Below are 21,698 nucleotides of genomic sequence, written 5' to 3'. Positions count from 1 at the left end.
ATACACTTTATTGATGGCGTATGAACAGGATTTTTCTAAACATATTTCCGATGGGCAAACGGTGAAAAAAGTGCGGTCAATTTTGGCATCCATTCCTGAAAAATTGGAGAAATAAAACAAAAAATTTATGTGTGCACAAATGCAAAAAGGCGAGAAGTAAAGATTATGAAATTGCCTTGCAATGGCTGAAAGGCAGCGGTTTAGTTCAGGTTGTACCGCGAGTGAAAAAGCCACATTTGCCTTTGTTTGCCTCTCAAGGTAACGCCTTTAAATTATATGGTTTGGATGTCGGTTTACTTGCCGACCAAAGTTATTTAAATGCAACTACGCTATTGGAAGGCAATCGCATTTTTACCGAATTTAAAGGTTCTTTAACTGAGCACTATGTATTGCAACAAACTGATTGAAACCCAAGAAAACCCTATATTTTACTGGACAACGGAAAAAGGTACAGCAGAAGTGGATTTTGTGCTACAATGCAAACAAACAGTCATTCCGATTGAAGTCAAAGCCAAAGAAAATCTGAAAGCGAAAAGTTTGAAAGTGTATGTAGAACAGTTCCAGGCTGAATAGGCTTTTCGTTTCTCTATGGCGGATTTTAGGGAACAGGACTGGATAGAGAATGTACCGTTGTATGGTTGTGTATAAAGGAGAATATATGTTTAAAAATGAAATTAGAATTTATACGCCATTTTTGGAAGATGATAACATTAATTCTTTAATTTCCTATGCAAAGTCAAAAAATATACAAAGAGAAGCTATTCAGATAAATTTAGATAATTGTAGCATTCAACGAATGGAGCAATTAAATGAATATTCCACTTTAGATGATGTAAGAGAAATGGGATTATATCCATTATATAGATTATTAAATGAATGTCCCAATATGCTTATGTCTGCATTGGGCATAAAGGAAATGCCAGGAATTTATATTCCTAAGGCAAGAAAAGCATATAATTTATTTTGTAAAAAATTCTGGAAAACATCATCAGATGATCCTTTGGCAACAAATAAAGAAATCGTTGAAAATGAACAAGTATTTAGTTTTCATGAATTATCTGAAATTTCTAAAAAGGCATTAGGCTGTTTTTATTTACCTTATTTACTTATTCAACAAATCTATAAGTCGGATAAAACTATATCAGGTGCTAAAAAATTCGAGAAATATTTATATGGAATAGCTTACTATTTAGATATGGTATCTGGTTTTGAAATGGAAATTGCTAAATATGCTTTTTGGGATATAAGCGAAAAAGAAATCCATTCATTACCCGAGAATATACGAGAACGTCGCCGACGAATTAGAAATAATTTTTGTAAAGAAAGAAATTCCTTACAAGCTATTCGAGTAGCAAGCATGAATGCTGCAATGGATACATATTGGATTAGAAGCATTGGGTTTGGCACAGAAAAAAAGGAAGTGCTAAGTAATGGCTATACGATATCTGAGCATTGGCTAGCAACTAATGATGACAAACTCTATGTTATAGCAAATGATATAAAGCCCAAGGAAAAATCTGGACAATTTGGATATTTTTTAGAAACTGTTAGAGAGTCTGAACTATTAGCATTTCAATACTGGAAAGATGTTGATTTACTATCTGATACAGTTTTGGAATATAGGAAAAATAAAATAAACAAATTTAATGACAAGATCGAAGATATTGAAAGAGCAATATTAAAAATAGAAACTGAATTGAAGAAACACATTGATTAATTTGGAGTATATTCCACAATTTATCTAAAATTTATTACTGATAAAAAATAATTTAAGAAAAATATTATGATTGATAACACATTTATTGTATCAGCATCGGCTATTTTAGCTGATACGAATGAAGGACTAAGCGGGAATGAAATATGTAAATATTTATCGAACTATGCAATGGAATATGGGGTTGATATTCCATATTCATCTTATCCGTTTCCTAAAACTCTCCCAAATAAAAGAACCGCATTAAAAGAAAATTTAATGTGCTTTTCTCCCGAACAGCAATATAAAATTATTAAAGATTTATGTAGTTTGCCAAAATTTACTGATAATGAGAAAGCTAAAGATATACAGAATAAATTAGCCAGCAGATATTATCAATACTCTAATGGAATTGATGATATACCAGAAGTCGCAATAGAAACAAAAGAGTGGCTAGATAACTATCCAGAAACTAAAAAGCATTATGAAAGTGCTTTAGCCAAAAAATCTAATCAAATTTTCACAAGAAATTTATTAGACGACTTGAGATGTGCATTCGAATCGTTAATTCAACAGATTTTGCGTAATCCTAAATCCTTAGAAAATCAAAGAAATGAATTAGGTAACTTTCTTGATAATAAAGGAATTTCAAAAGAAATAAAAAATTTTTATAATGATAAAGTTATAAAATTTTTTACTACATATCAAAATAATAATGTCAAACATCAAGATAATTATAAAGAACAAGAGGTTGATTATATACTTGAGCAAACAACTGTGTTGATGAGATTTCTCATACGACTTTACGAATCAAAATAAAAAAACACCGTTTGAACCCAAATTTCAGATAGTATTTAATTTTGGAGCTGTATTAGATTAGCAGTTATGATAGACTGCAAAAATGAAGATAACTCATTGTAAATTAAAAAGAAAAGTACAACTAAAACTTCTTGAGTTTTTTGTTCTTGAAGTGACGGCAAGAGCAGCAGCTAATCTATTAGGAATAAACCCTAATTCTTCGGCACTTTTTTACCGTAAAATTCGCCAAGTGATTGGCTATCATCTTGCCCTACAAGCTCATGAAGTTTTTGAGGGCGAAGTTGAATTAGATGAAAGTTATTTTAGTGGTGTTAGGAAAAGAAAACGAGGACGCGGTACAATAGGTAAAATTGCTGTATTCGTGCTTTTAAAGCGTCATGGTAAAGTTTATACCGTTTGCCCCTAATACAAAATCAGCGACATTACGGCCCATTATTCGAGAAAAAGTAAAACCTGATAGTATTTTACACCGATACTTATCGCAGTTATGATGTACTTGATGTGAGTGAATTTAGTCATTTTCGCATCAATCATAGCACACATTTTGCTGAACATCATAATCATATTAATGGCATTGAGAATTTTTGGAGTCAAGCAAAACGTTATTTGCGTAAGTTTAATGGCATTCCTAAAACCCATTTTGAGCTATATTTAAAAGAATGTGAATGGTGTTTTAATCACAGTAACATAAAGTCTAAAATTTCCATTTTAAAACAATGAGTTAAAAGTAATTTGCTCTAGTTATCTAGTACAGCCCCTAAAATTATGTATAAATACTGCTCTTTAAGGTTAACTATGTCAATAAAAGTGTAAAAAAGAGAAACTTTATTTTGTAATGTTTCCCTTTGAGTTTTATGATGTATTTTTACAGAATTTATGTATATAGAATTCAGAACGGAATATCATCATCAAAACCATTCATATCAGGTTCTGCTGGCGTTGATGGTTTTTGAGGTGCCGATCTGGTAGGTTGTGCTTGATAGCTTGGTTGTGGAGATGATTGTTGTGGTGCATAACCTGTTTGTGCTCTGTCGCTGCGACTATCTAGCATTTGTAATACGTCACCTTGAATTTCTGTGGTATAGCGATCTTGTCCATTTTGATCTTGCCATTTTCTTGTTCTTAAACGTCCTTCTACATAAACTTTGGAGCCTTTACGTAGGTATTCGCCGACAATTTCGGCTTGGCGACGATAGAATACAATTCTATGCCATTCAGTGATTTCACGACGTTCACCAGTATTTCTATCATTCCAACTTTCACTGGTGGCAACGCTAATGTTTGCGACAGCTTCGCCGTTTGGCATTGTTCTAATTTCTGGGTCGTTGCCTAAATTTCCTACAATAATAACTTTATTTACTCCAGCCATAATATCCTCTTTATTTGAAAGTTAATAACTGCGTTATTTTGCCTGAAAAAGAAAAAAAGATCTATTAAAATCCACTGGATATTTGAACAGTCGTTGCAAAAATGCGATAATTATTCCAATTTTTAAATTTTTTTGTCAAAAGGTTTAGCTGAAAATGGATAAAATTGAGATTCGTGGGGCGAGAACACATAATTTAAAAAATATTAATTTAACTATTCCAAGAGATAAGTTAATTGTGATTACAGGATTATCAGGTTCTGGTAAGTCTTCATTAGCTTTTGATACGCTATATGCAGAGGGGCAACGGCGTTATGTAGAGTCTTTGTCAGCTTATGCACGTCAGTTTTTGTCTTTAATGGAAAAACCTGATGTTGATCATATTGAGGGGCTATCACCTGCCATTTCTATTGAGCAAAAATCAACTTCACATAATCCTCGTTCTACGGTGGGGACTATTACGGAAATCTATGATTATTTACGTTTGTTATTTGCTCGAGTTGGAGAACCTCGTTGTCCTAATCATCATATTCCATTAACTGCTCAGACGGTAAGTCAAATGGTGGATAATGTGCTTACTTTGCCTGAGGAAAGTAAAATGATGTTACTTGCGCCAGTGGTTAAGGCTCGTAAAGGAGAGCATGTTAAATTATTAGAGCAAATTGCCTCTCAGGGGTATATTCGAGCAAGAATTGATGGCGAAATTTGTGATTTATCTGATCCGCCGAAGTTAGAATTACATAAAAAGCATACTATTGAGGTTGTGGTTGATCGTTTTAAAGTGCGGTCTGATTTAGCACAACGTTTAGCCGAGTCTTTTGAAACCGCTTTAGAGCTTTCTGGAGGAACGGCGATTGTGGCAAGTATGGATAATTCTCAAGGGGAAGAGTTGGTTTTTTCTGCTAATTTTGCTTGTCCTCATTGTGGTTATTCTGTGCCAGAACTTGAACCTCGTTTGTTTTCTTTTAATAATCCCGCCGGAGCTTGTCCTACTTGTGATGGCTTGGGTGTTGAACAATATTTTGATGCAGCAAGGGTAATACAAAATCCGTCTATTTCTTTAGCAAATGGGGCAATAAAAGGTTGGGATCGGCGTAATTTTTATTATTATCAAATGCTTACTTCATTAGCAAAGCATTATCATTTTGATATTGAAACACCTTTTGAGGAACTTCCTAAAAAAATTCAGCAAATTATTTTGCAGGGGTCAGGTAAAGAAGAAATTGAATTCCAATATGTGAATGATCGTGGTGATGTAGTGCTACGTCGGCATAGTTTTGAAGGTATTTTGAATAATATGGCACGCCGTTATAAAGAAACGGAATCTATGTCAGTGCGTGAAGAATTGGCAAAAAATATTAGTACACGTCCTTGTGCTGATTGTTTAGGATCGCGTTTACGTCCTGAGGCTCGTAATGTATTTATTAATGAAATCAATTTACCTGCTATTGCGGAGATGAGTATTGGTGGAGCATTAGATTTTTTTGGGATGTTAAGTCTAGAGGGACAACGAGCAAGAATTGCGGATAAAATTTTGAAAGAAATTCGTGAGCGGTTGGCATTTTTGGTCAATGTTGGACTCAATTATTTATCCTTATCTCGTTCTGCTGAAACCTTGTCTGGTGGAGAAGCACAACGTATTCGCCTTGCTAGTCAAATAGGGGCTGGGCTTGTAGGAGTAATGTATGTATTAGATGAACCTTCTATTGGTTTGCATCAACGTGATAACGAAAGATTATTAAATACCTTACTCCATTTACGTAATTTAGGTAATACCGTTATTGTGGTTGAGCATGATGAAGATGCTATTTTAGCCGCCGATCATATTATTGATATTGGTCCTGGGGCTGGTGTGCATGGTGGGTCTGTGGTTGCTCAAGGTAATGCTCAAGAAATTATGCAAAATCCAGCGTCATTGACAGGGAAATTCTTATCAGGCAAAGAGAAAATAGAAATTCCTGAAAAACGCACCGCACTTGATAAAAAGAAAATGTTAAAACTTATGGGAGCAACGGGAAATAATTTAAAAGGGGTAAATCTTGAAATTCCAGTAGGATTATTTACCTGTGTAACAGGGGTTTCTGGTTCAGGAAAATCCACTTTAATTAATGATACTTTATTTCCTTTAGCTCAACATAAGTTAAATCGTGCGGAACAAGGGCAACCAGCCCCTTATAAAGAGATTAAAGGTTTAGAATTTTTTGATAAGGTAATTGATATTAATCAAAGTCCTATTGGTCGTACACCCCGTTCTAACCCTGCCACTTATACAGGGTTATTTACCCCTATTCGAGAATTATTTGCAGGTGTGCCTGAAGCTCGAGCAAGGGGCTATAATCCTGGACGTTTTAGTTTTAATGTGCGAGGTGGACGCTGTGAGGCTTGTCAGGGCGATGGGGTAATTAAGGTTGAAATGCATTTTTTACCTGATGTTTATGTGCCTTGTGATCAATGTAAAGGTAAACGCTATAACCGAGAAACCTTAGATATTCGTTATAAAGGAAAAACCATTGACCAAGTATTAAATATGACAGTGGAAGATGCACGAGAATTTTTTGATGCTATTCCCGCTATTGCACGTAAATTACAAACATTAATTGATGTTGGTTTGTCTTATATTCGTTTAGGGCAATCATCAACAACCTTATCTGGTGGTGAAGCTCAGCGTGTAAAATTGGCGACAGAGCTTTCTAAACGAGATACAGGAAAAACCCTTTATATCCTTGACGAGCCTACAACAGGGTTGCATTTTGCCGATATTAAACAATTATTAGAAGTATTGCATCGTTTACGTGATCAGGGCAATACCATTGTTGTGATTGAGCATAATCTTGATGTGATTAAAACCGCTGACTGGATTGTGGATCTTGGACCCGAAGGGGGAAGTGGTGGAGGACAAATTATCGCCACTGGTACACCTGAACAGGTCGCTAAAATTGAGGGGTCACATACGGCGAGATTTTTAGCGCCGATATTGCAGAAAAAATAGGTTATAGTTGTTTATTATAAAGTGGCTGTTATTGCCACTTTTCTTATGATAAAACTTTAGGTGTAATGGACAAAATGGTTGCTAATAATAATTTTCTTAAATTGTTAGCAACTCTTTTTGTTAAAAAATCCTTTATAAACATGATATTACGTTTTTTCTTAATCCATTGTGATTAATTAATTTGGGGCTGAAGTAGATTAGGTCCTAAATTTCATACTATTTTCGTAGGATTTTAAGTTGCTGAGAAGGTTTCCCAAAGTTAAACCGCACATTCAAGAATCAAGAGAAATATTTTCGGCTAATACATGATATTTTCTTAATATACGTTTTTCTTGATTCTACAAATTTTTAATGCTATTGATGTGATTTTTTAATTTACAATGAGTTATTTTCATTTTTACAGTCGATCATAACTGGCTCATCTACTTCAGCTCTAATAATTTTTTCATAAAAACTTCTCTATTTGGTTAAAAGGAAAGATTGTTGTACAAAAAAACAATTTGCAATCTAATTAAGGAATTGACATAAAGTAAATCGTTTCCCCACTAAATTTCTTTTTTAGCCAGAAAATGCAAATGGATTTGATTAATTAACAAAATACCTAGCACAATCAAACTTGCACCAATAAAAAATTGATGATTAGGTATTTCTTGTAAAAACCACCAAGCAAGTAAAACCGCAAAAATAGGTTCAGATAATTCAATCACTTGTACCTTAGTCGCCGTTAAATAAGATAAGGCTTTGGTTGTGCAATAGAAACCTAAAATGGTGGGTAAAATAGCTAAAGCAACAAGGTAAATAACAACTTCTAAATGCCACTGAATGTGATTTCCTTTCCACCAATAAGGAAAAAATAAATATAAACTCCCGAAAAACAATAAAAAACTTGTTAAATGCCAGCCACCGCGTAAACCAAATTTTCTTAAGCAGACGGAAAATAAACCATATCCAGTCCCCGCAATAACGGCATTTAAAATCATAAAAATATGACTATCACTACCACCTGCCCAAGAAATCACAAAAATACCCATGACCGCAAATAACACACCCAGTACGGAAGTCATTTTTAACGGTTCTTTTAACAAGAATACTTCAAAAATTAATGCGGAGATGGTGGCTGACGCCATTAAAATAACCACAACATTAGAAGCAAACCCATAGCCATAAGCCAGAGTTTCAAAGAAAAACAGGACAAAAATACCAAGAAAAGCACAAATTGCCACTTTCCATAACCAAGCTCGAGAATGTAATGGCGTTTGAATGATTTGTTGTTTTTGATAAGCAAGCGGTTTACGCCAACATAAACTGCTCAAAACAAAAAAAGCTATTAAGGTCTTAAAAAATGCAATATCTTGTGCATTTAATCCATTCTGCATTAGAATTTTGCTAAAAATACCAATAGAACTATTTAGCAATGCCGCAAACAAAGCAAGGATAATGCCTAAGAGTAGGTTATTGGTTAGCATATCATTGTGTCCTTTCATTAATTTCTTATCAATTTTACATTACTTAACAATTCTATAACAAATAAAAATTACTCACAATATAATGAATTTAATCTCGCTAATATACTTAATTTAGTAACAAAGTGCGGTTTATTTTAAGATTTTTTTGCTGTTAATTCTCCGCCTTGGTTAACAGTTTTTTCCCGTTGGACGACTTACTTTCTTTGCTTATCAGAGGACAGAGGACAGAGAACGGAAGACAGAGGACAGAATAATAAAAACGCTAATTTATTGATATTAAAAGTGAATACTGTCTTCTGTCATCAGTCCTCTGTTATCTGACCAGCAGAAATATGCCTATGGTTCTAAGTTTTACACAGGGAATTTTTAAGGAGGAAAGATCGGAAAATTAAGATTTTTGGAAAATTATGCTAAATTTGACCGCACTTATTAACAAAACTAAAAATTGAAAAATAATTTATTGCCTAAAACATAAAACGCCTCCTTGCAAAGAGGAGGCGTTACATGAAATAAAATGCTCAAAACATTGACAATTATTCCTCAATATCCGCTATTCCCCCAGTATTAAATAGCTCCATATAAATTTGCGTTGTTGGAATACCTAATTTGCGCAGGGCTTGATATTGTTGTTGCATAAAGGCTTTTGGTCCACAAATATAGTAATCTGCTTGAGCGGGTAAATATTTGCGATCAATTTGGCTTAGATCTAAACGTCCTACGCAATCTATGTTTACTTGATCGGAAGCAGTTTCACAAGCTAAATAAGTATATAAATTATTATGTTGTGCTTGTAATTGTTCAATATGTTGGTGCATTGCCAAGGCTTCAACATTACGGCAAGCATGTAAAAAACTAATTTGCATAGGATTATGATGAGCTAATAAGGTATTTAGCATAGCAATCATTGGTGTTACGCCCACACCTGCACTGATTAAGACGGTATCTTTATCTTGATGTTGTAACACAAAATCCCCCGTAGGGTGCGTAACCTCTACAATATCGCCAATATGATAATCACGATGTAAGGTGGTGGAAACATAGCCTTCTGCTAAACCATCGTGAGCTACTTCATTTTTGACTGAAATACGGAAATAATCAGGATGATAACGATCAGATAAGCTATATTGGCGAGGTTGTTTTAAGCCTAATTCTGGCACAGAAATACGCAATGAAATATATTGCCCTGCTTGATATTGTGGCAATTTTCCGCCATCTACGGGAGCAAGGTAAAAAGAGGTAATTTCATTGCTTTCTGCTTGGCGATCAATAATTTTAAAGGCTTTCCAACCATTCCAGCCGTAAGGGGTTTGCTGTTGCTGACAATAAAGTTCTGCCTCCGCATTAATTAAAATATCCGCTAATTGTTGATAAGCCGCTGCCCAAGCGTCAATTAATTCATGCTCCATTGGAATATTTAACACTTCGCTAATGGAATGTAATAAGTTTTCGCCCACAATCGCATATTGCTCTGGTTGAATGTTTAGACTCACATGCTTATGTGCCATTAAGCTCACCGCCGAACCTAATCGCTCTAAATGTTCAATATTTTCTGCATAAGCAAGTACCGCTCCAGCTAAAGAACGAGCTTGTGCACCACTGCGTTGATGACCTAAATTAAAGGTTTCTTTTAACGCTGGATTATTACCTAACATTCTTTGGTAAAAATAAGCGGTAAGATCTGCACCATTTTCTTTTAACACAGGAATAGTAGATTGAATAAGCTCAATTTGATGTTTATTTAATGCCATAATAAGACTCCATTTATTATTAAAAAATATTGCCATTTGGTAGCAAATGGCAATAAATTAGCAAGTAAGTATTCGCTTGTTAATACCTAAAAATAATTAAAAAAGAGACCGCACTTTTTCCAATTTTTCACTAGATTATTCAAGGGTACGCCGCCCTAAAAAGGAATGGGTTAGAGTTGTGCCATCAACCATTTCTAATTCGCCACCAACAGGAATACCATGGGCAATACGGCTAACTTTTATGCCCTGTTGTAAACATAATTCCGCAATATAATTTGCCGTTGCGTCCCCCTCAATGGTGGGATTGGTGGCTAAAATGACTTCGTTAAACTGTTCTTGTTGTAAACGCTGTTGCAATAAATCAAGCCCAATTTCTTTTGGCCCTATGCCATCTAGGGGCGATAAATGCCCCATTAGGACAAAATAACGTCCAGAAAATTGCCCTGTTTGTTCAATGGCTTGAATATCCGCAGGCATTTCCACAATACAAAGCAAGCCTGTATTTTGTCGGCGTGGATTGTTACAGATATTACAAATTTCTTGTTCAGTGAAAGTACGACAATGTTCACAATGTCCAATTTGCGACATGGCTTTGGTTAACGATTGAGCAAGATTCATACCACCACTGCGATCACGTTGCAATAAATGATAAGCCATACGCTGTGCCGATTTCGGTCCGACACCGGGCAAGCAACGTAACGCTTCAATGAGATTTTCAAGTAAAGGACTAATTTGCATAAAATTTTAAAATAAATGACCGCACTTTAACAAACAGCTAAAAAGTGCGGTGAGATTTTGTATTATTTTTTTGTTGAAAATGACGAATTAGAATGGCATTTTAAAACCCGGTGGTAATGACATACCTGCGGTAACTGATGCCATTTTTTCTTTTTGTAACTCTTCCGCCCGGCGAACCGCATCATTAAATGCTGCTGCAATCAGATCTTCTAACATTTCTTTATCGTCTTCCATTAAAGAAGGATCGATTTCAATACGGCGGCAATTATGTGCTCCATTTACCGTTACTTTCACTAATCCCGCACCAGATTCCCCTGTTACTTCCAACTGTGCAATTTCTTCTTGCATTTTTTGCATACGATCTTGCATCTGTTGTGCTTGTTTCATTAAATTGCCTAAGCCACCTTTTCCAAACATAATTTTTCTTCCATTGTTGTTAATTAAATTAAAACGACTATAAATGATTAATCGAGCTATTGTAACGAAAATTTTAGCTTGTGCAACGCCTTTCTTTTTATGAGCTTACACTGGGCGAATACTTTCAAGATCTAATGTGCCATCAAATTCCTTAATCAGCAATGCCACCTTTTCATCGGCTAACAAATGTTGCTTCGCTTGCTCTTGCAATTCACGATAAATCTGCTGACGATGTTCCATAGGGGTTAATATTTCCATTTCTTCATAGGGTTGCACTATTAAGCGAAGATCCCGTTGATAATAATGAACAACTATTTGTTGCAACTGCTGCACTAATTTTTCTTTGTTTAAATGTGCTTGTACAGGACGAATACCTAAGGTAATTTGCTGATCCTGTTGCTCCAATAATACCGAATGTAACGCTAATTGCTTAACAAAGCCCTCTAATTGTAAATCCTCAATCATTTTTGCCCAAGGATCACGTTGTGCAGTTAAATTAACCACTTTATCAATCAATTCTTGGGTTTTTTCCTGTAAAATCGCTCGCTTAATTTCTGAGGGGCGCATACCCTCATCAACTTGTGCCATTTCTGGATTAATCCATTCCCAGCGATAATCTTGCTCAAGCTGTGTTTCGTTATCTAATTCTTCATCTTGTTGATTTATCTGTACATCTTGTTTTAATAATGCCTGTTTGGAATTGAGATTATTGGTTTTATGATTTTTGGCTTGCTCCGCTAAATGACTTAACCTTGCCACTAAATCATTTTTTGCAGTAGATTGCCCCACATCGATCACAGGCACATCAAGCAAAGCCTTATCATTTATAGGAGAGTTACTGTTTTTTTTTTCCTTTTGTGCCATATTCCTTGATAAACCACGCAGGCTTTCTATGGCTGATAACGCAGGATTAGAGGGGCTATCTTGTAACGCTTGTTGATTAATAACGGGAACATCAGGCATCTCAGACTTTTGCATCGTTGCAACTTGGTTATTTTCTGTTGCTATCTGCTTTGTAGATGAAGAAGTTGGATTTACCGCTGAGATTGTTGTTTGCTCAAGGCTACTCTCCTGTTGAGGTGAAGATTGATAAGCAAGATATTTTGGGTGAAAAGCTAAAGCACGCAATAGCGTCATTTCAACCCCTGTACGATAATCAGGGGCTAAATTTAATTCCTTACGCCCCGTAATAATAATTTGATAGTAAAATTGTACATCTTCAGGGGATAACTGTTTTGCCAATAAAATTAACTGATCTTGAGCCATATAATCACTGTTCGGCAATAATTGGCACAATGCGATCTTATGCAATAATTCACTAATCTCTATTAAAAACTGCTCCCAATCTCCCCCTTTTGAAGCAACCTCTTGCACCACTTGCATAAGTTCATCACCCGCCGCACGATGTAAGGCACGAATTACATTTAATGCTTGATTTTCATCAAGTAAACCAAGCATTTGATTGACCATATCAAGGCGTACTTCACCATTCCCCATAGCAATCGCCTGATCAGTCAAACTCAAACTATCACGAATACTGCCTTGTGCTGATTTGGCAATTTTTTCTAGGGCTAACATATCAAAATCAATATGTTCTGCGGTAAGAATTTTTTCTAAATGCAAGCTAATTTGTGCAGGTTCTAAGGCTTTTAAATGAAACTGCATACAGCGGGAAAGGATCGTAATGGGTAATTTGTGGGGATCAGTGGTCGCCAATAAAAATTTGACATATTCAGGCGGTTCCTCCAAGGTTTTTAACAACGCATTAAAAGAATGACGAGAAAGCATATGCACCTCATCAATCAAATAAACCTTATAACGCCCCTCTACGGGTTTATATTGCACATTGTCAAGCAATTCCCTGGTATCTTCAACCTTAGTGCGTGATGCCGCATCAATTTCAATTAGATCGATAAAACGCCCTTGTTCAATGGCTTTACAATGCGCACACTCGCCACAAGGCTCTGCTGTAACCCCTTTAACGCAATTTAACCCCTTGGCAAATAAACGAGCAATAGAGGTTTTTCCCACCCCTCTAGTGCCTGAAAAAAGATAAGCATGATGTAACCGATTTTGTTTTAAGCCATTTGCTAACGCTGTTAAAATATGCTGTTGTCCCACCACCTCGGCAAAGGTTTTTGGACGCCATTTTCTTGCTAAAACTTGATAACTCATGCCTATCCTTATTTAAGAGTAATAATTAATGCCCTGCAAAATTGACCAAGACAAAAGGTTCAATCCCCATATTACGCAAACGTTGTTCGCCACCTAACTCAGGCAAGTTAATCACAAACGCACAATGTTTTACTTCGCCCCCTAAACGTTGCACCAATTTCACCGTTGCCTCAACCGTTCCCCCTGTTGCTAATAAATCATCAATAATTAGCACATTATCACCTGCTTGAATGGAATCCGTATGAATCTCCAAAGTATCTTGCCCATACTCCAATTCATAGCTTTGTGATAGGGTTTCTCTTGGCAATTTATTTGGTTTACGCACCAATACAAAAGGACAATTTAATGCTAAAGCCACAGGTGCACCAAAAATAAAGCCCCTTGACTCCGTACCAATTACTTTAGTAATGCCCATCGATTTAAATTTCGCCACAAATAACTCCACCACACAACGAAATGCCTCAGGATTTTCCACTAAACTGGTAATATCACGAAAAATTATCCCTTTTTTAGGGTAATCAGGAATGGATTTAATTGAAGATTGAATCAAACTTAATTGTTGTTCTGTCATATTCTTTGCCTAATGTCAGAGTAACTGCCAAAACACGAAGTTTAGCATAAATAGGCGAAATACACAGTATTATTTTTTATGGGCAAAGCAAATAGAAATATCAAATAATTATGATAATGTTAAATTCTTAATTAAGCATGAATACTGTCCTCGGCTAGGGATATTTGTTAGAATAATTATATTTTATGACATCAAATTTCGCTTGTTTGGTATAAACAGCTCTTAATAAAAGGCAATATATGGCATTAATTCATCTTAGCAACGCTTATCTTTCCTTTGGCGATTACCCTTTATTAGATCATTGTGAACTTTATATTGAAAAAGGCGAACGGGTTTGTTTAGTCGGACGTAACGGTGCGGGTAAATCATCATTACTCAAAATTCTTGCTGGTGAAATAAAGCTTGATGATGGACTGTTACAATATGAAAAAGAAACCGTTATTGCTCGTTTAGAACAAGATCCACCGCGTCATAGTAACGGAACGGTATTTGATTATGTAGCAGAAGGGATTGGACATTTAGCTGAGTTACTCAAACAATATCATTCCCTTTCGCTTCAATTAGAACAACAATATAGCGAACAAAAATTAAATGAATTAGCTTCATTACAAAGTCAATTAGATCATCTTGGTGCTTGGCAATTTGAAAATAAAATTCATGATGTACTAACTAAATTGTCCTTATCCGCTCAAACCCCATTATCAGCACTTTCTGGCGGTTGGTTACGCAAAGCCGCTTTGGCTCGTGCTTTAGTTTGCGATCCTGATGTATTATTACTTGATGAACCTACTAACCATTTAGATGTTGCCACCATTGAATGGCTAGAAGAGTTTTTGCTGACGTTTAAAGGAGCGATTGTGTTTATTTCTCACGATCGTGCCTTTATCCGCAAAATGGCAACTCGTATTGTGGATTTAGACCGAGGCAAATTAGTTTCTTATGCAAGTAATTATGATGATTATGTACAAAGCAAAGAAGAAAACTTGCGAGTTGAAGCCTTACAAAATGAATTATTTGATAAAAAACTTACTCAAGAAGAAGTCTGGATTAGACAAGGCATAAAAGCACGCCGTACTCGCAATGAAGGGCGTGTAAGAGCATTAAAAGCTCTACGAGAGGAAAGACGCCAGCGGCGAGAAGTGATGGGCAATGCCAAAATCCAATTAGATCAATCTCCCCGTTCTGGCAAAATTGTCTTTGAATTGGATAAAGTAAATTACCAAATTAATGATAAAGTCTTACTTAAAGATTTTTCTACCACCATTTTACGTGGCGATAAAATTGCCTTAGTGGGCGAAAACGGCTGTGGAAAAACTACCTTTATTAAATTGTTATTAGGACAATTAACCCCCACCAGCGGTACAATTCGTTGTGGTACTAAACTGGAAGTGGCTTATTTTGATCAATATCGTGCCGAATTAGATCCTGAAAAAACAGTGATGGACAATGTGGCTGATGGCAAACAAGATATTGAAGTAAATGGGGTTAAACGCCATGTATTAGGTTATTTACAAGACTTTTTATTCCCACCAAAACGTGCAATGACCCCGGTAAAAGCTTTATCAGGTGGCGAGCGTAACCGTTTATTATTGGCAAAACTCTTGCTAAAACCCAATAATTTATTAATTCTTGATGAACCAACCAACGATCTTGATGTGGAAACCTTAGAGTTATTAGAAGATATTCTAACCCATTATCAAGGTACATTATTGATTGTTAGCCACGATCGTCAATTTATTGATAATACCGTAACTGAATGTTATTTTTTTGAGGGCGAAGGTGTAGTTAATCAATATGTTGGTGGCTTTGCTGATGCCAAACAGCAACAACAGCAATATTTTGCTCAAAAACAAACTACTTCCGTAACAAATTCAGTAACAGATAAAGACAAAGAAAAAATAAGTGCGGTCAAAAACAAAAAAGTTTTCTTACAAGAGAAAAAAGTTAAACTAAGTTATAAAGAACAACGAGAATTAGAACAATTACCGCAATTATTAGAACAATTAGAACAACAAATTACCGTATTACAACAAGAAGTAAGCCAAGCCGAATTTTTCCAACAGGAGCATCAATATACTTCGGCTAAATTACAACAGCTAGCCGATTTAGAAACGGCGTTAGAGCAAGCCTTTGAGCGTTGGGAATACTTAGAGGAAAAAAATAGTCAGGCAAAATAAGAATATTATTTAGGCAGATTACAATCATTTTATGGTTAATTAAAAATAGCCCTGTTTTTTTGTTCTCAATTCTTTGATTCCATGCTTATGTCTCTAAATTTTCAGAGTATTTTTTTAGGAAAATAATCGGAAATACTGAGTTTACGGAAAAAAATTATTTCAAAACTGACCGCACTTTGCTGTTTGAGGGGGGATTGCTTTACCTTATTTCAACATGAAACGATGATAAATTAGTGAATTTCCTGAATAATGTCAATTTCTAACGTTTTAACCTGATAAGAAAATTGTTAGAATAACTGTTCGTTTGACTTGAGAGGAGTGGCTATGTATTGTCCATTTTGTTCTGCCGAGGAAACTAAAGTTATTGATAGCCGTTTAGTGGCGGAAGGTTATCAAGTTCGCCGTCGTCGTGAATGTACTCAATGCCATGAGCGTTTTACTACCTTTGAAGAGGCTGAGTTAATTATCCCGAGAATTATCAAGAATAATGGTACAAGAGAACCTTTTAATGAAGACAAATTAAGAGGGGGTATGCAACACGCTTTAGAAAAACGCCCTGTTAGTGCCGATGATATTGAACAAGCTATTGGGCGAATTATTCATCAATTAAGGACGTCAGGCGAGCGTGAGGTGCCGAGTAAATGGGTTGGGACGTTAGTGATGAATGAATTAAAACATTTAGATAAAGTGGCTTATATTCGTTTTGCTTCCATTTACTTGAGCTTTGAAGATATTAATGAATTTAGTAAAGAAATTGAGAAATTAAAGGATTGAGATGACATTTCGTCAGCAAGATTATCAATTTATGCAACTGGCTTTGGATTTAGCTAAGCAAGGGGAGTTTACGACAAGCCCAAATCCTGCGGTAGGTTGTGTGATTGTGAATAAAGATGAGATCGTTGGACAGGGTTTTCATGTAAAAGCTGGTGAGCCTCACGCAGAAGTCATGGCATTGCGTATGGCTGGGCATAAAGCTAAAGGGGCGACTGCTTATGTTACTTTAGAGCCTTGTGCCCATTTTGGGCGTACACCGCCTTGTGCTATGGGGTTAATTGGGGCTGGGGTAAGCAGGGTAATCGCGGCAATGCAAGATCCTAATCCACAGGTTGCAGGCAAGGGATTAGCGATGTTAGAAAAGGCAGGGATTGCAACTCAAGTGGGGCTATTGGCAGAGTCTGCGGAATGGTTAAATCGTGGTTTTTTAAAACGTATGCGAACAGGCTTGCCCTATGTGCGATTAAAAATGGCGATGACCATTGATGGTAGGACGGCGACAGCCACAGGGGAGAGCAAATGGATTACGGGGCAACAAGCACGAGCTGATGTGCAAGTGGAACGTGCGAAAGCGAGTGCTATTCTTTCTACTAGCCAAACTGTTTTAATGGATAATGCTCAGTTAAATGTACGTTGGCAACAATTACCTGAGGGGGTAAAACAGGGGTATCCTGATAAAACTTTACGCCAACCTATTCGTATTATTATGGATCGTCATCATCAATTAAGTGCTGATTTGGCATTATTTCAAACTAATTCGCCCATTTATGTGGTTAGCCAAACGGAAAAAAAATCGCAAAATCTACCGCACTTTTGTCAAGCCATTTCCTTACCAGCGCTATCTGGCACTCAGCAGTTAGTTTATTTAATGGAGCAATTAGGGCAACGACAAATTAATTCTGTTTGGGTTGAGGCAGGGGCGACTTTTGCTGGGGCTTTAGTTGAAGCCGATCTTGTTGATGAATTAATTGTTTATATTGCCCCGAAATTATTGGGGGATCAGGCGAGGGGATTATGCCATTTACCTCACTTAACCCAACTTGCCCAAGCACCACAATGGCGTTTGCAAGAAGTAAAACAATTCGATCAGGATCTCAAGTTAATTTATGTTAAGGATAAATTATGTTGAAAAAACTCTTGCAAGCCGCTGGTATAGGATTAGCGGTTGCTTTGCTCATTTTATTTGTATTGCCACAATTAAACGTTAACCGAAATAGTGAGCCTATGAGCTTTAAAAATGCGGTGAGAAATGCTTCGCCTGCGGTGGTTAATGTATATAGCCAATCCTTTTCATTACAAAATAATGCACGTCAAGGATTACAAATTAGTAATTTAGGCTCAGGTGTGATTATGTCAAAAGAAGGCTATATTTTGACTAATCGCCATGTGATTAATAATGCCGATCAAATTGTGGTGGCATTGCAATCAGGGCAAATTTTTAATGCTAATGTGATAGGTTCGGACAGTTTAACGGATTTGGCAGTATTAAAAATTAAAGCCAATAATTTACCGACCATTCACTATAATCCTGCACGTCAAGTTTATGTGGGTGATGTGGTGTTAGCCATAGGTAATCCGTATAATCTTGGGCAAAGTGTTTCACAAGGCATTATTAGTGCCACTGGGCGTAATGCGGTGGGTGATGCCATTGGGCGACAAAATTTTATTCAAACTGATGCTTCTATTAATCGGGGTAATTCAGGGGGGGCGTTAATTAATTCTCTGGGAGAGCTGGTTGGGATCAGTACTCTAAGTATTGGCAAGGATAGTAATGAAATTGCCGAGGGGTTGAGTTTTGCCATTCCTACGGATATTGCCATTGATGTGATGAATAAAATTATTCGTGATGGACGTGTTATTCGGGGCTATATTGGGATTGAAAGCGATTTATATACCCTTGGGCAGCGAGCGAGCAATGCGGGGGTATTGGTTACCAATGTTGCCACAAATGGTCCAGCCTATAAGGCAGGAATTCGTCAAGGCGATATTATTTTAAAATTTAACGGTCAACCTGTTACATCGCCAACCAATTTAATGCGTTTGGTGTCGGATATACCACCGAATACTCAAGTTAAAGTGTTAGTGGCACGTTTAGCACAACAATTAGAATTTAATGTTACCTTGGCAGAATATCCGAACTAAAAGAGGGAAATTATGCTACAACAAATAAAACCCAGTCATTTTTTTGCCTGCCTTGACCGTTTGCGTTTGATTTATCGTTGGTCATTAATGCGAACCATTGAAAAAGAAAATCTCGCTGAGCATAGCCTACAAGTGGCTTTTGTTGCCCATGCATTAGCGATTATTAAAAATAAGTATTATGCTGGTAAGGTAAACCCTGATCGTATTGCGGTTATGGCAATGTATCACGACAGTTCTGAAATTTTTACAGGCGATTTGCCTACCCCTATTAAATATTTTAATCAAAATATTACCCAGGCTTATAAACAAATTGAGGAAGTGGCAGAAAAACATTTACTCAGTTTTTTACCTCAAGAATTACAACAAGATTTTGCCCCTTATTTAGATAGTGGGCTGTTTAGCGAGCAAGAAAAAAATATTGTCAAACAAGCTGATATTTTATGTGCTTATATTAAAGCAAAATTTGAATTAGAGCAGGGTAATCTTGAATTTTCTTCAGCCAAAGCACGCTTAGATCAACTTATACAGCAATGGTATAGTGAAGAAATGCGTTATTTTCTAGAGGTATTTGTACCAAGTTTTGGACGAAGTTTGGATGATATGACCTTATAGTGATGATAGATAATGCTATGGTCGTTTCAATTTAAAATAAGGCGAGGCGTGCCAACACTTTATTATTTTATATATTTGATTTCAATCTCTATATCCTGTTCAACAAGACAGCAGCAAAGTAAGATTTCATTAGGTTGTAAAAAGGCAAGGGGCGTTTCTTGATAGGATACCTTGCCTTTAATGAGTTTTGCTCGACAAGCACCGCAATAGCCGCTGCGACATTGGTATTCTGGATATATGCCATGTTGTTCCAAATTTTCCAATAGGGATATTTGGTTATTATGTTGCAAGGTTATTTTTTGTGGTAAAAGAGAAATTTTGGGCATAAGGGTAAATATATAGCAAACCACAGAACGGATTTGCTATTTTCTTGCGAATACTAAGGATTAAACCTTGTCTTTGGTTTTTTTATTCCAAACAAATAAAGCGAAAAACAGCACCACAAAAGCTAAAGCGATAATTGACGTGATAAGATAGCCTGGGTGGTTATCTAGAACTTCAATGACAATAAATATTTCGGCTAAAACAGCGATAACTAACCAAACGCCGAGAAAAGAAATGAGAAATTCTTTGGTATGGCGTTTTTGTTGGCGTTCTAATTTGCTGAGTTTATGTTGTTTGTTCATATAGCTTTACCTTTGTATTTGTTCAATATGTGTGTTGTCTAAACTATGCGATTTAGTCTAAATACGCAAATACTTTTACCACTTTTTGTACACCTGCAATATTTCGTGCAATTTCTGCGGCAGCATTGCCTTGTTGTTGAGTAACATTCCCCATTAGGAAAACCTCGCCATTTTCGGTAATCACTTTAATATTAGAGGCTTTTACTTCAGCACTCACTAGCATTTTAGATTTAATTTGGGTAGTGATCCAGCTATCTTTGCTGATTTGTCCAATGGTAATGGGGTTACCAATGCGGATTTCATTGTAAACATCGGTTACGCCATTTACGCCCATCGCAAGATTCTTAGCCATTTCTTTTAGGCTTTCCTGAGGAACTTGTCCGATTAATAAAATGCGTCCATTATAGGATACCACTTGAATACGTCCCTCTTGTTTAATTTGTTCATCAGAGCGTATTTGTGATAATACCCGTTCTTCTAAAGTTTCATCATCAATTTGAGTGCCTAATGTGCGTGGATCAGTGGCAACTTTGGTGGCAACGGCAGCGGTTGTACCAACTACGGCGGCGGTTACACAAGCCTGTAAGGCAAAAATACTGCCAATAATAACAGTCAGTTTGAGCAAATTGCTTTTTTTCATGATAACTCCTTGGCAAATAGGGAATTGAGATAAATTGCGATAATTTAGTGAGCTAGTATATAACAAAAACCCTTTTACCGCATTATCATCTTTTAACTTGTTAGTTGTTATTCTTTAATCTATTAAAATAGAATGGCTATATTAATGGCTATAATGCTCTGATGAAAATAAAATACCATGATCGATAAGTTCACAAAGCACATTAATCACAAAAGTATGGCTTTCTATAATTCGGCTTTCTTTACTTGTTGGTGGGGCGATTTCTACATCATCATCAGCCAATAGCCCTTGAATATGGTCATTTTGGGCGCTGGTTAGGGCGATAACCATAATGTCTTTACTGGCGGCGTTATGGATAAGGTTTAAAATCATCTCTTCTTTTCCATAGGGCGAAAAAACCACCAAAATATCCCCTTGTTGAATGACGGCGTTAAATTGGCGTTGATATAAACAACTTGGATCGCTATCAAAAATAATTGCAGAACCAACCGCACTTTCTAGTGAAAGTAATACCGCTGGAAAACTTGGGCGTTCTAATTCGTATCTATTGAGGAGGTTTGCTACCAGTAATTGAGCATTGATATGTGAGCGTCCATGACCACAGACAATAATTTTATTCCCACGAATAAGGCAATTTACCATATTTTGGGCGGCTTGCTGAATTTTTTGCGGAAGTAATTCAGCTGCCGAAATTTGGGTTTGTAGGCTTTCTGTATAAAGATCTTTAATTTTTTCTAACATAAAA

At 36.3% G+C, this 21,698-nt stretch carries 19 protein-coding genes and 2 pseudogenes; 10 read left to right on the top strand and 11 right to left on the bottom strand.

What is annotated here, in order from left to right:
• Positions 1-7: 7 nt before the first annotated feature.
• From A6A20_RS01375 to A6A20_RS01360, 4 genes and pseudogenes are all read left to right on the top strand, one after another.
• Positions 8-648 (top strand): annotated as a pseudogene (locus tag A6A20_RS01375) (DUF4143 domain-containing protein); the annotation flags it as partial.
• Between the two features lie 10 nt (positions 649-658).
• Positions 659-1,717, top strand: a complete 1,059-nt coding sequence (locus A6A20_RS01370) for a hypothetical protein (RefSeq protein ID WP_279571791.1) — start codon at positions 659-661, stop codon at positions 1,715-1,717.
• A gap of 66 nt (positions 1,718-1,783) precedes the next feature.
• Positions 1,784-2,512 carry a hypothetical protein gene (locus A6A20_RS01365; RefSeq protein ID WP_279571790.1) on the top strand — a complete coding sequence of 243 codons (729 nt, stop codon included), beginning with the start codon at positions 1,784-1,786 and terminating at the stop codon, positions 2,510-2,512.
• Positions 2,513-2,594: 82 nt separating this feature from the next.
• Positions 2,595-3,232 (top strand): annotated as a pseudogene (locus A6A20_RS01360) (IS1595 family transposase).
• 169 nt (positions 3,233-3,401) lie between these two features.
• Here A6A20_RS01360 and A6A20_RS01355 read toward each other — a convergent pair.
• Positions 3,402-3,881 (bottom strand): single-stranded DNA-binding protein, encoded by a 480-nt coding sequence (locus A6A20_RS01355; protein ID WP_279571789.1) that lies wholly within the window; start codon positions 3,879-3,881, stop codon positions 3,402-3,404.
• 154 nt (positions 3,882-4,035) lie between these two features.
• Between A6A20_RS01355 and uvrA the strand changes: the two genes are divergently transcribed.
• The gene (uvrA, locus tag A6A20_RS01350; protein WP_279571788.1) at positions 4,036-6,867 is read left to right on the top strand and encodes an excinuclease ABC subunit UvrA; all 2,832 of its coding nucleotides are present in this window, start codon (positions 4,036-4,038) and stop codon (positions 6,865-6,867) included.
• Between the two features lie 545 nt (positions 6,868-7,412).
• On the opposite strand, the gene A6A20_RS01345 is transcribed toward uvrA, so the two are convergent.
• The 6 genes from A6A20_RS01345 to apt form a co-directional block, all read right to left on the bottom strand.
• The gene (locus A6A20_RS01345) at positions 7,413-8,351 is read right to left on the bottom strand and encodes a DMT family transporter (RefSeq protein ID WP_279571787.1); all 939 of its coding nucleotides are present in this window, start codon (positions 8,349-8,351) and stop codon (positions 7,413-7,415) included.
• 515 nt (positions 8,352-8,866) lie between these two features.
• Positions 8,867-10,081 carry an NO-inducible flavohemoprotein gene (hmpA, locus tag A6A20_RS01340; RefSeq protein ID WP_279571786.1) on the bottom strand — a complete coding sequence of 405 codons (1,215 nt, stop codon included), beginning with the start codon at positions 10,079-10,081 and terminating at the stop codon, positions 8,867-8,869.
• Between the two features lie 135 nt (positions 10,082-10,216).
• Entirely contained in the window at positions 10,217-10,819 is a 603-nt protein-coding gene (recR, locus tag A6A20_RS01335) for a recombination mediator RecR (protein ID WP_279571785.1), read from the bottom strand.
• 87 nt (positions 10,820-10,906) lie between these two features.
• Positions 10,907-11,236: a YbaB/EbfC family nucleoid-associated protein gene (locus tag A6A20_RS01330; RefSeq protein WP_100287874.1), complete on the bottom strand. Its 330-nt coding sequence runs from the start codon at positions 11,234-11,236 to the stop codon at positions 10,907-10,909.
• A 105-nt stretch (positions 11,237-11,341) separates the two neighbouring features.
• Positions 11,342-13,411 (bottom strand): DNA polymerase III subunit gamma/tau, encoded by a 2,070-nt coding sequence (dnaX, locus tag A6A20_RS01325; protein WP_279571784.1) that lies wholly within the window; start codon positions 13,409-13,411, stop codon positions 11,342-11,344.
• A gap of 25 nt (positions 13,412-13,436) precedes the next feature.
• Positions 13,437-13,982, bottom strand: a complete 546-nt coding sequence (gene apt / locus A6A20_RS01320; RefSeq protein WP_279571783.1) for an adenine phosphoribosyltransferase — start codon at positions 13,980-13,982, stop codon at positions 13,437-13,439.
• A 239-nt stretch (positions 13,983-14,221) separates the two neighbouring features.
• On the opposite strand from apt, the gene A6A20_RS01315 reads away from it, so the two are divergent.
• From A6A20_RS01315 to yfbR, 5 genes are all read left to right on the top strand, one after another.
• A complete protein-coding gene (locus A6A20_RS01315; protein ID WP_279571782.1) occupies positions 14,222-16,159 on the top strand; it encodes an ABC transporter ATP-binding protein in 1,938 nt (645 codons plus the stop codon).
• A 324-nt stretch (positions 16,160-16,483) separates the two neighbouring features.
• Positions 16,484-16,933 carry a transcriptional regulator NrdR gene (nrdR, locus tag A6A20_RS01310; protein ID WP_279571781.1) on the top strand — a complete coding sequence of 150 codons (450 nt, stop codon included), beginning with the start codon at positions 16,484-16,486 and terminating at the stop codon, positions 16,931-16,933.
• A 1-nt stretch (position 16,934) separates the two neighbouring features.
• Complete coding sequence (ribD, locus tag A6A20_RS01305; RefSeq protein WP_279571780.1) at positions 16,935-18,062, top strand: bifunctional diaminohydroxyphosphoribosylaminopyrimidine deaminase/5-amino-6-(5-phosphoribosylamino)uracil reductase RibD; 1,128 nt, start codon at positions 16,935-16,937, stop codon at positions 18,060-18,062.
• Positions 18,056-19,075, top strand: a complete 1,020-nt coding sequence (gene degS, locus A6A20_RS01300; RefSeq protein ID WP_279571779.1) for an outer membrane-stress sensor serine endopeptidase DegS — start codon at positions 18,056-18,058, stop codon at positions 19,073-19,075. Before ribD ends, degS begins: the two co-directional genes overlap by 7 nt.
• A gap of 12 nt (positions 19,076-19,087) precedes the next feature.
• Entirely contained in the window at positions 19,088-19,687 is a 600-nt protein-coding gene (gene yfbR / locus A6A20_RS01295) for a 5'-deoxynucleotidase (protein ID WP_279571778.1), read from the top strand.
• 62 nt (positions 19,688-19,749) lie between these two features.
• Here yfbR and yfaE read toward each other — a convergent pair whose 3' ends face one another.
• From yfaE to A6A20_RS01275, 4 genes are all read right to left on the bottom strand, one after another.
• The gene (gene yfaE, locus A6A20_RS01290) at positions 19,750-20,013 is read right to left on the bottom strand and encodes a class I ribonucleotide reductase maintenance protein YfaE (RefSeq protein ID WP_279571777.1); all 264 of its coding nucleotides are present in this window, start codon (positions 20,011-20,013) and stop codon (positions 19,750-19,752) included.
• Positions 20,014-20,073: 60 nt separating this feature from the next.
• Positions 20,074-20,313, bottom strand: a complete 240-nt coding sequence (locus A6A20_RS01285) for a hypothetical protein (RefSeq protein WP_279571776.1) — start codon at positions 20,311-20,313, stop codon at positions 20,074-20,076.
• A 52-nt stretch (positions 20,314-20,365) separates the two neighbouring features.
• Positions 20,366-20,953: a division/outer membrane stress-associated lipid-binding lipoprotein gene (gene dolP / locus A6A20_RS01280; protein ID WP_279571775.1), complete on the bottom strand. Its 588-nt coding sequence runs from the start codon at positions 20,951-20,953 to the stop codon at positions 20,366-20,368.
• A gap of 141 nt (positions 20,954-21,094) precedes the next feature.
• The gene (locus A6A20_RS01275) at positions 21,095-21,694 is read right to left on the bottom strand and encodes a D-sedoheptulose-7-phosphate isomerase (protein WP_279571774.1); all 600 of its coding nucleotides are present in this window, start codon (positions 21,692-21,694) and stop codon (positions 21,095-21,097) included.
• Between the last annotated feature and the right edge of the window lie 4 nt (positions 21,695-21,698).

The sequence above is a fragment of the Volucribacter amazonae genome (assembly GCF_029783845.1).
Lineage (GTDB): Bacteria > Pseudomonadota > Gammaproteobacteria > Enterobacterales > Pasteurellaceae > Volucribacter > Volucribacter amazonae.
Note: the sequence above shows the minus strand (reverse complement) of the source record. Positions and strands in the feature narration are given on the sequence as shown.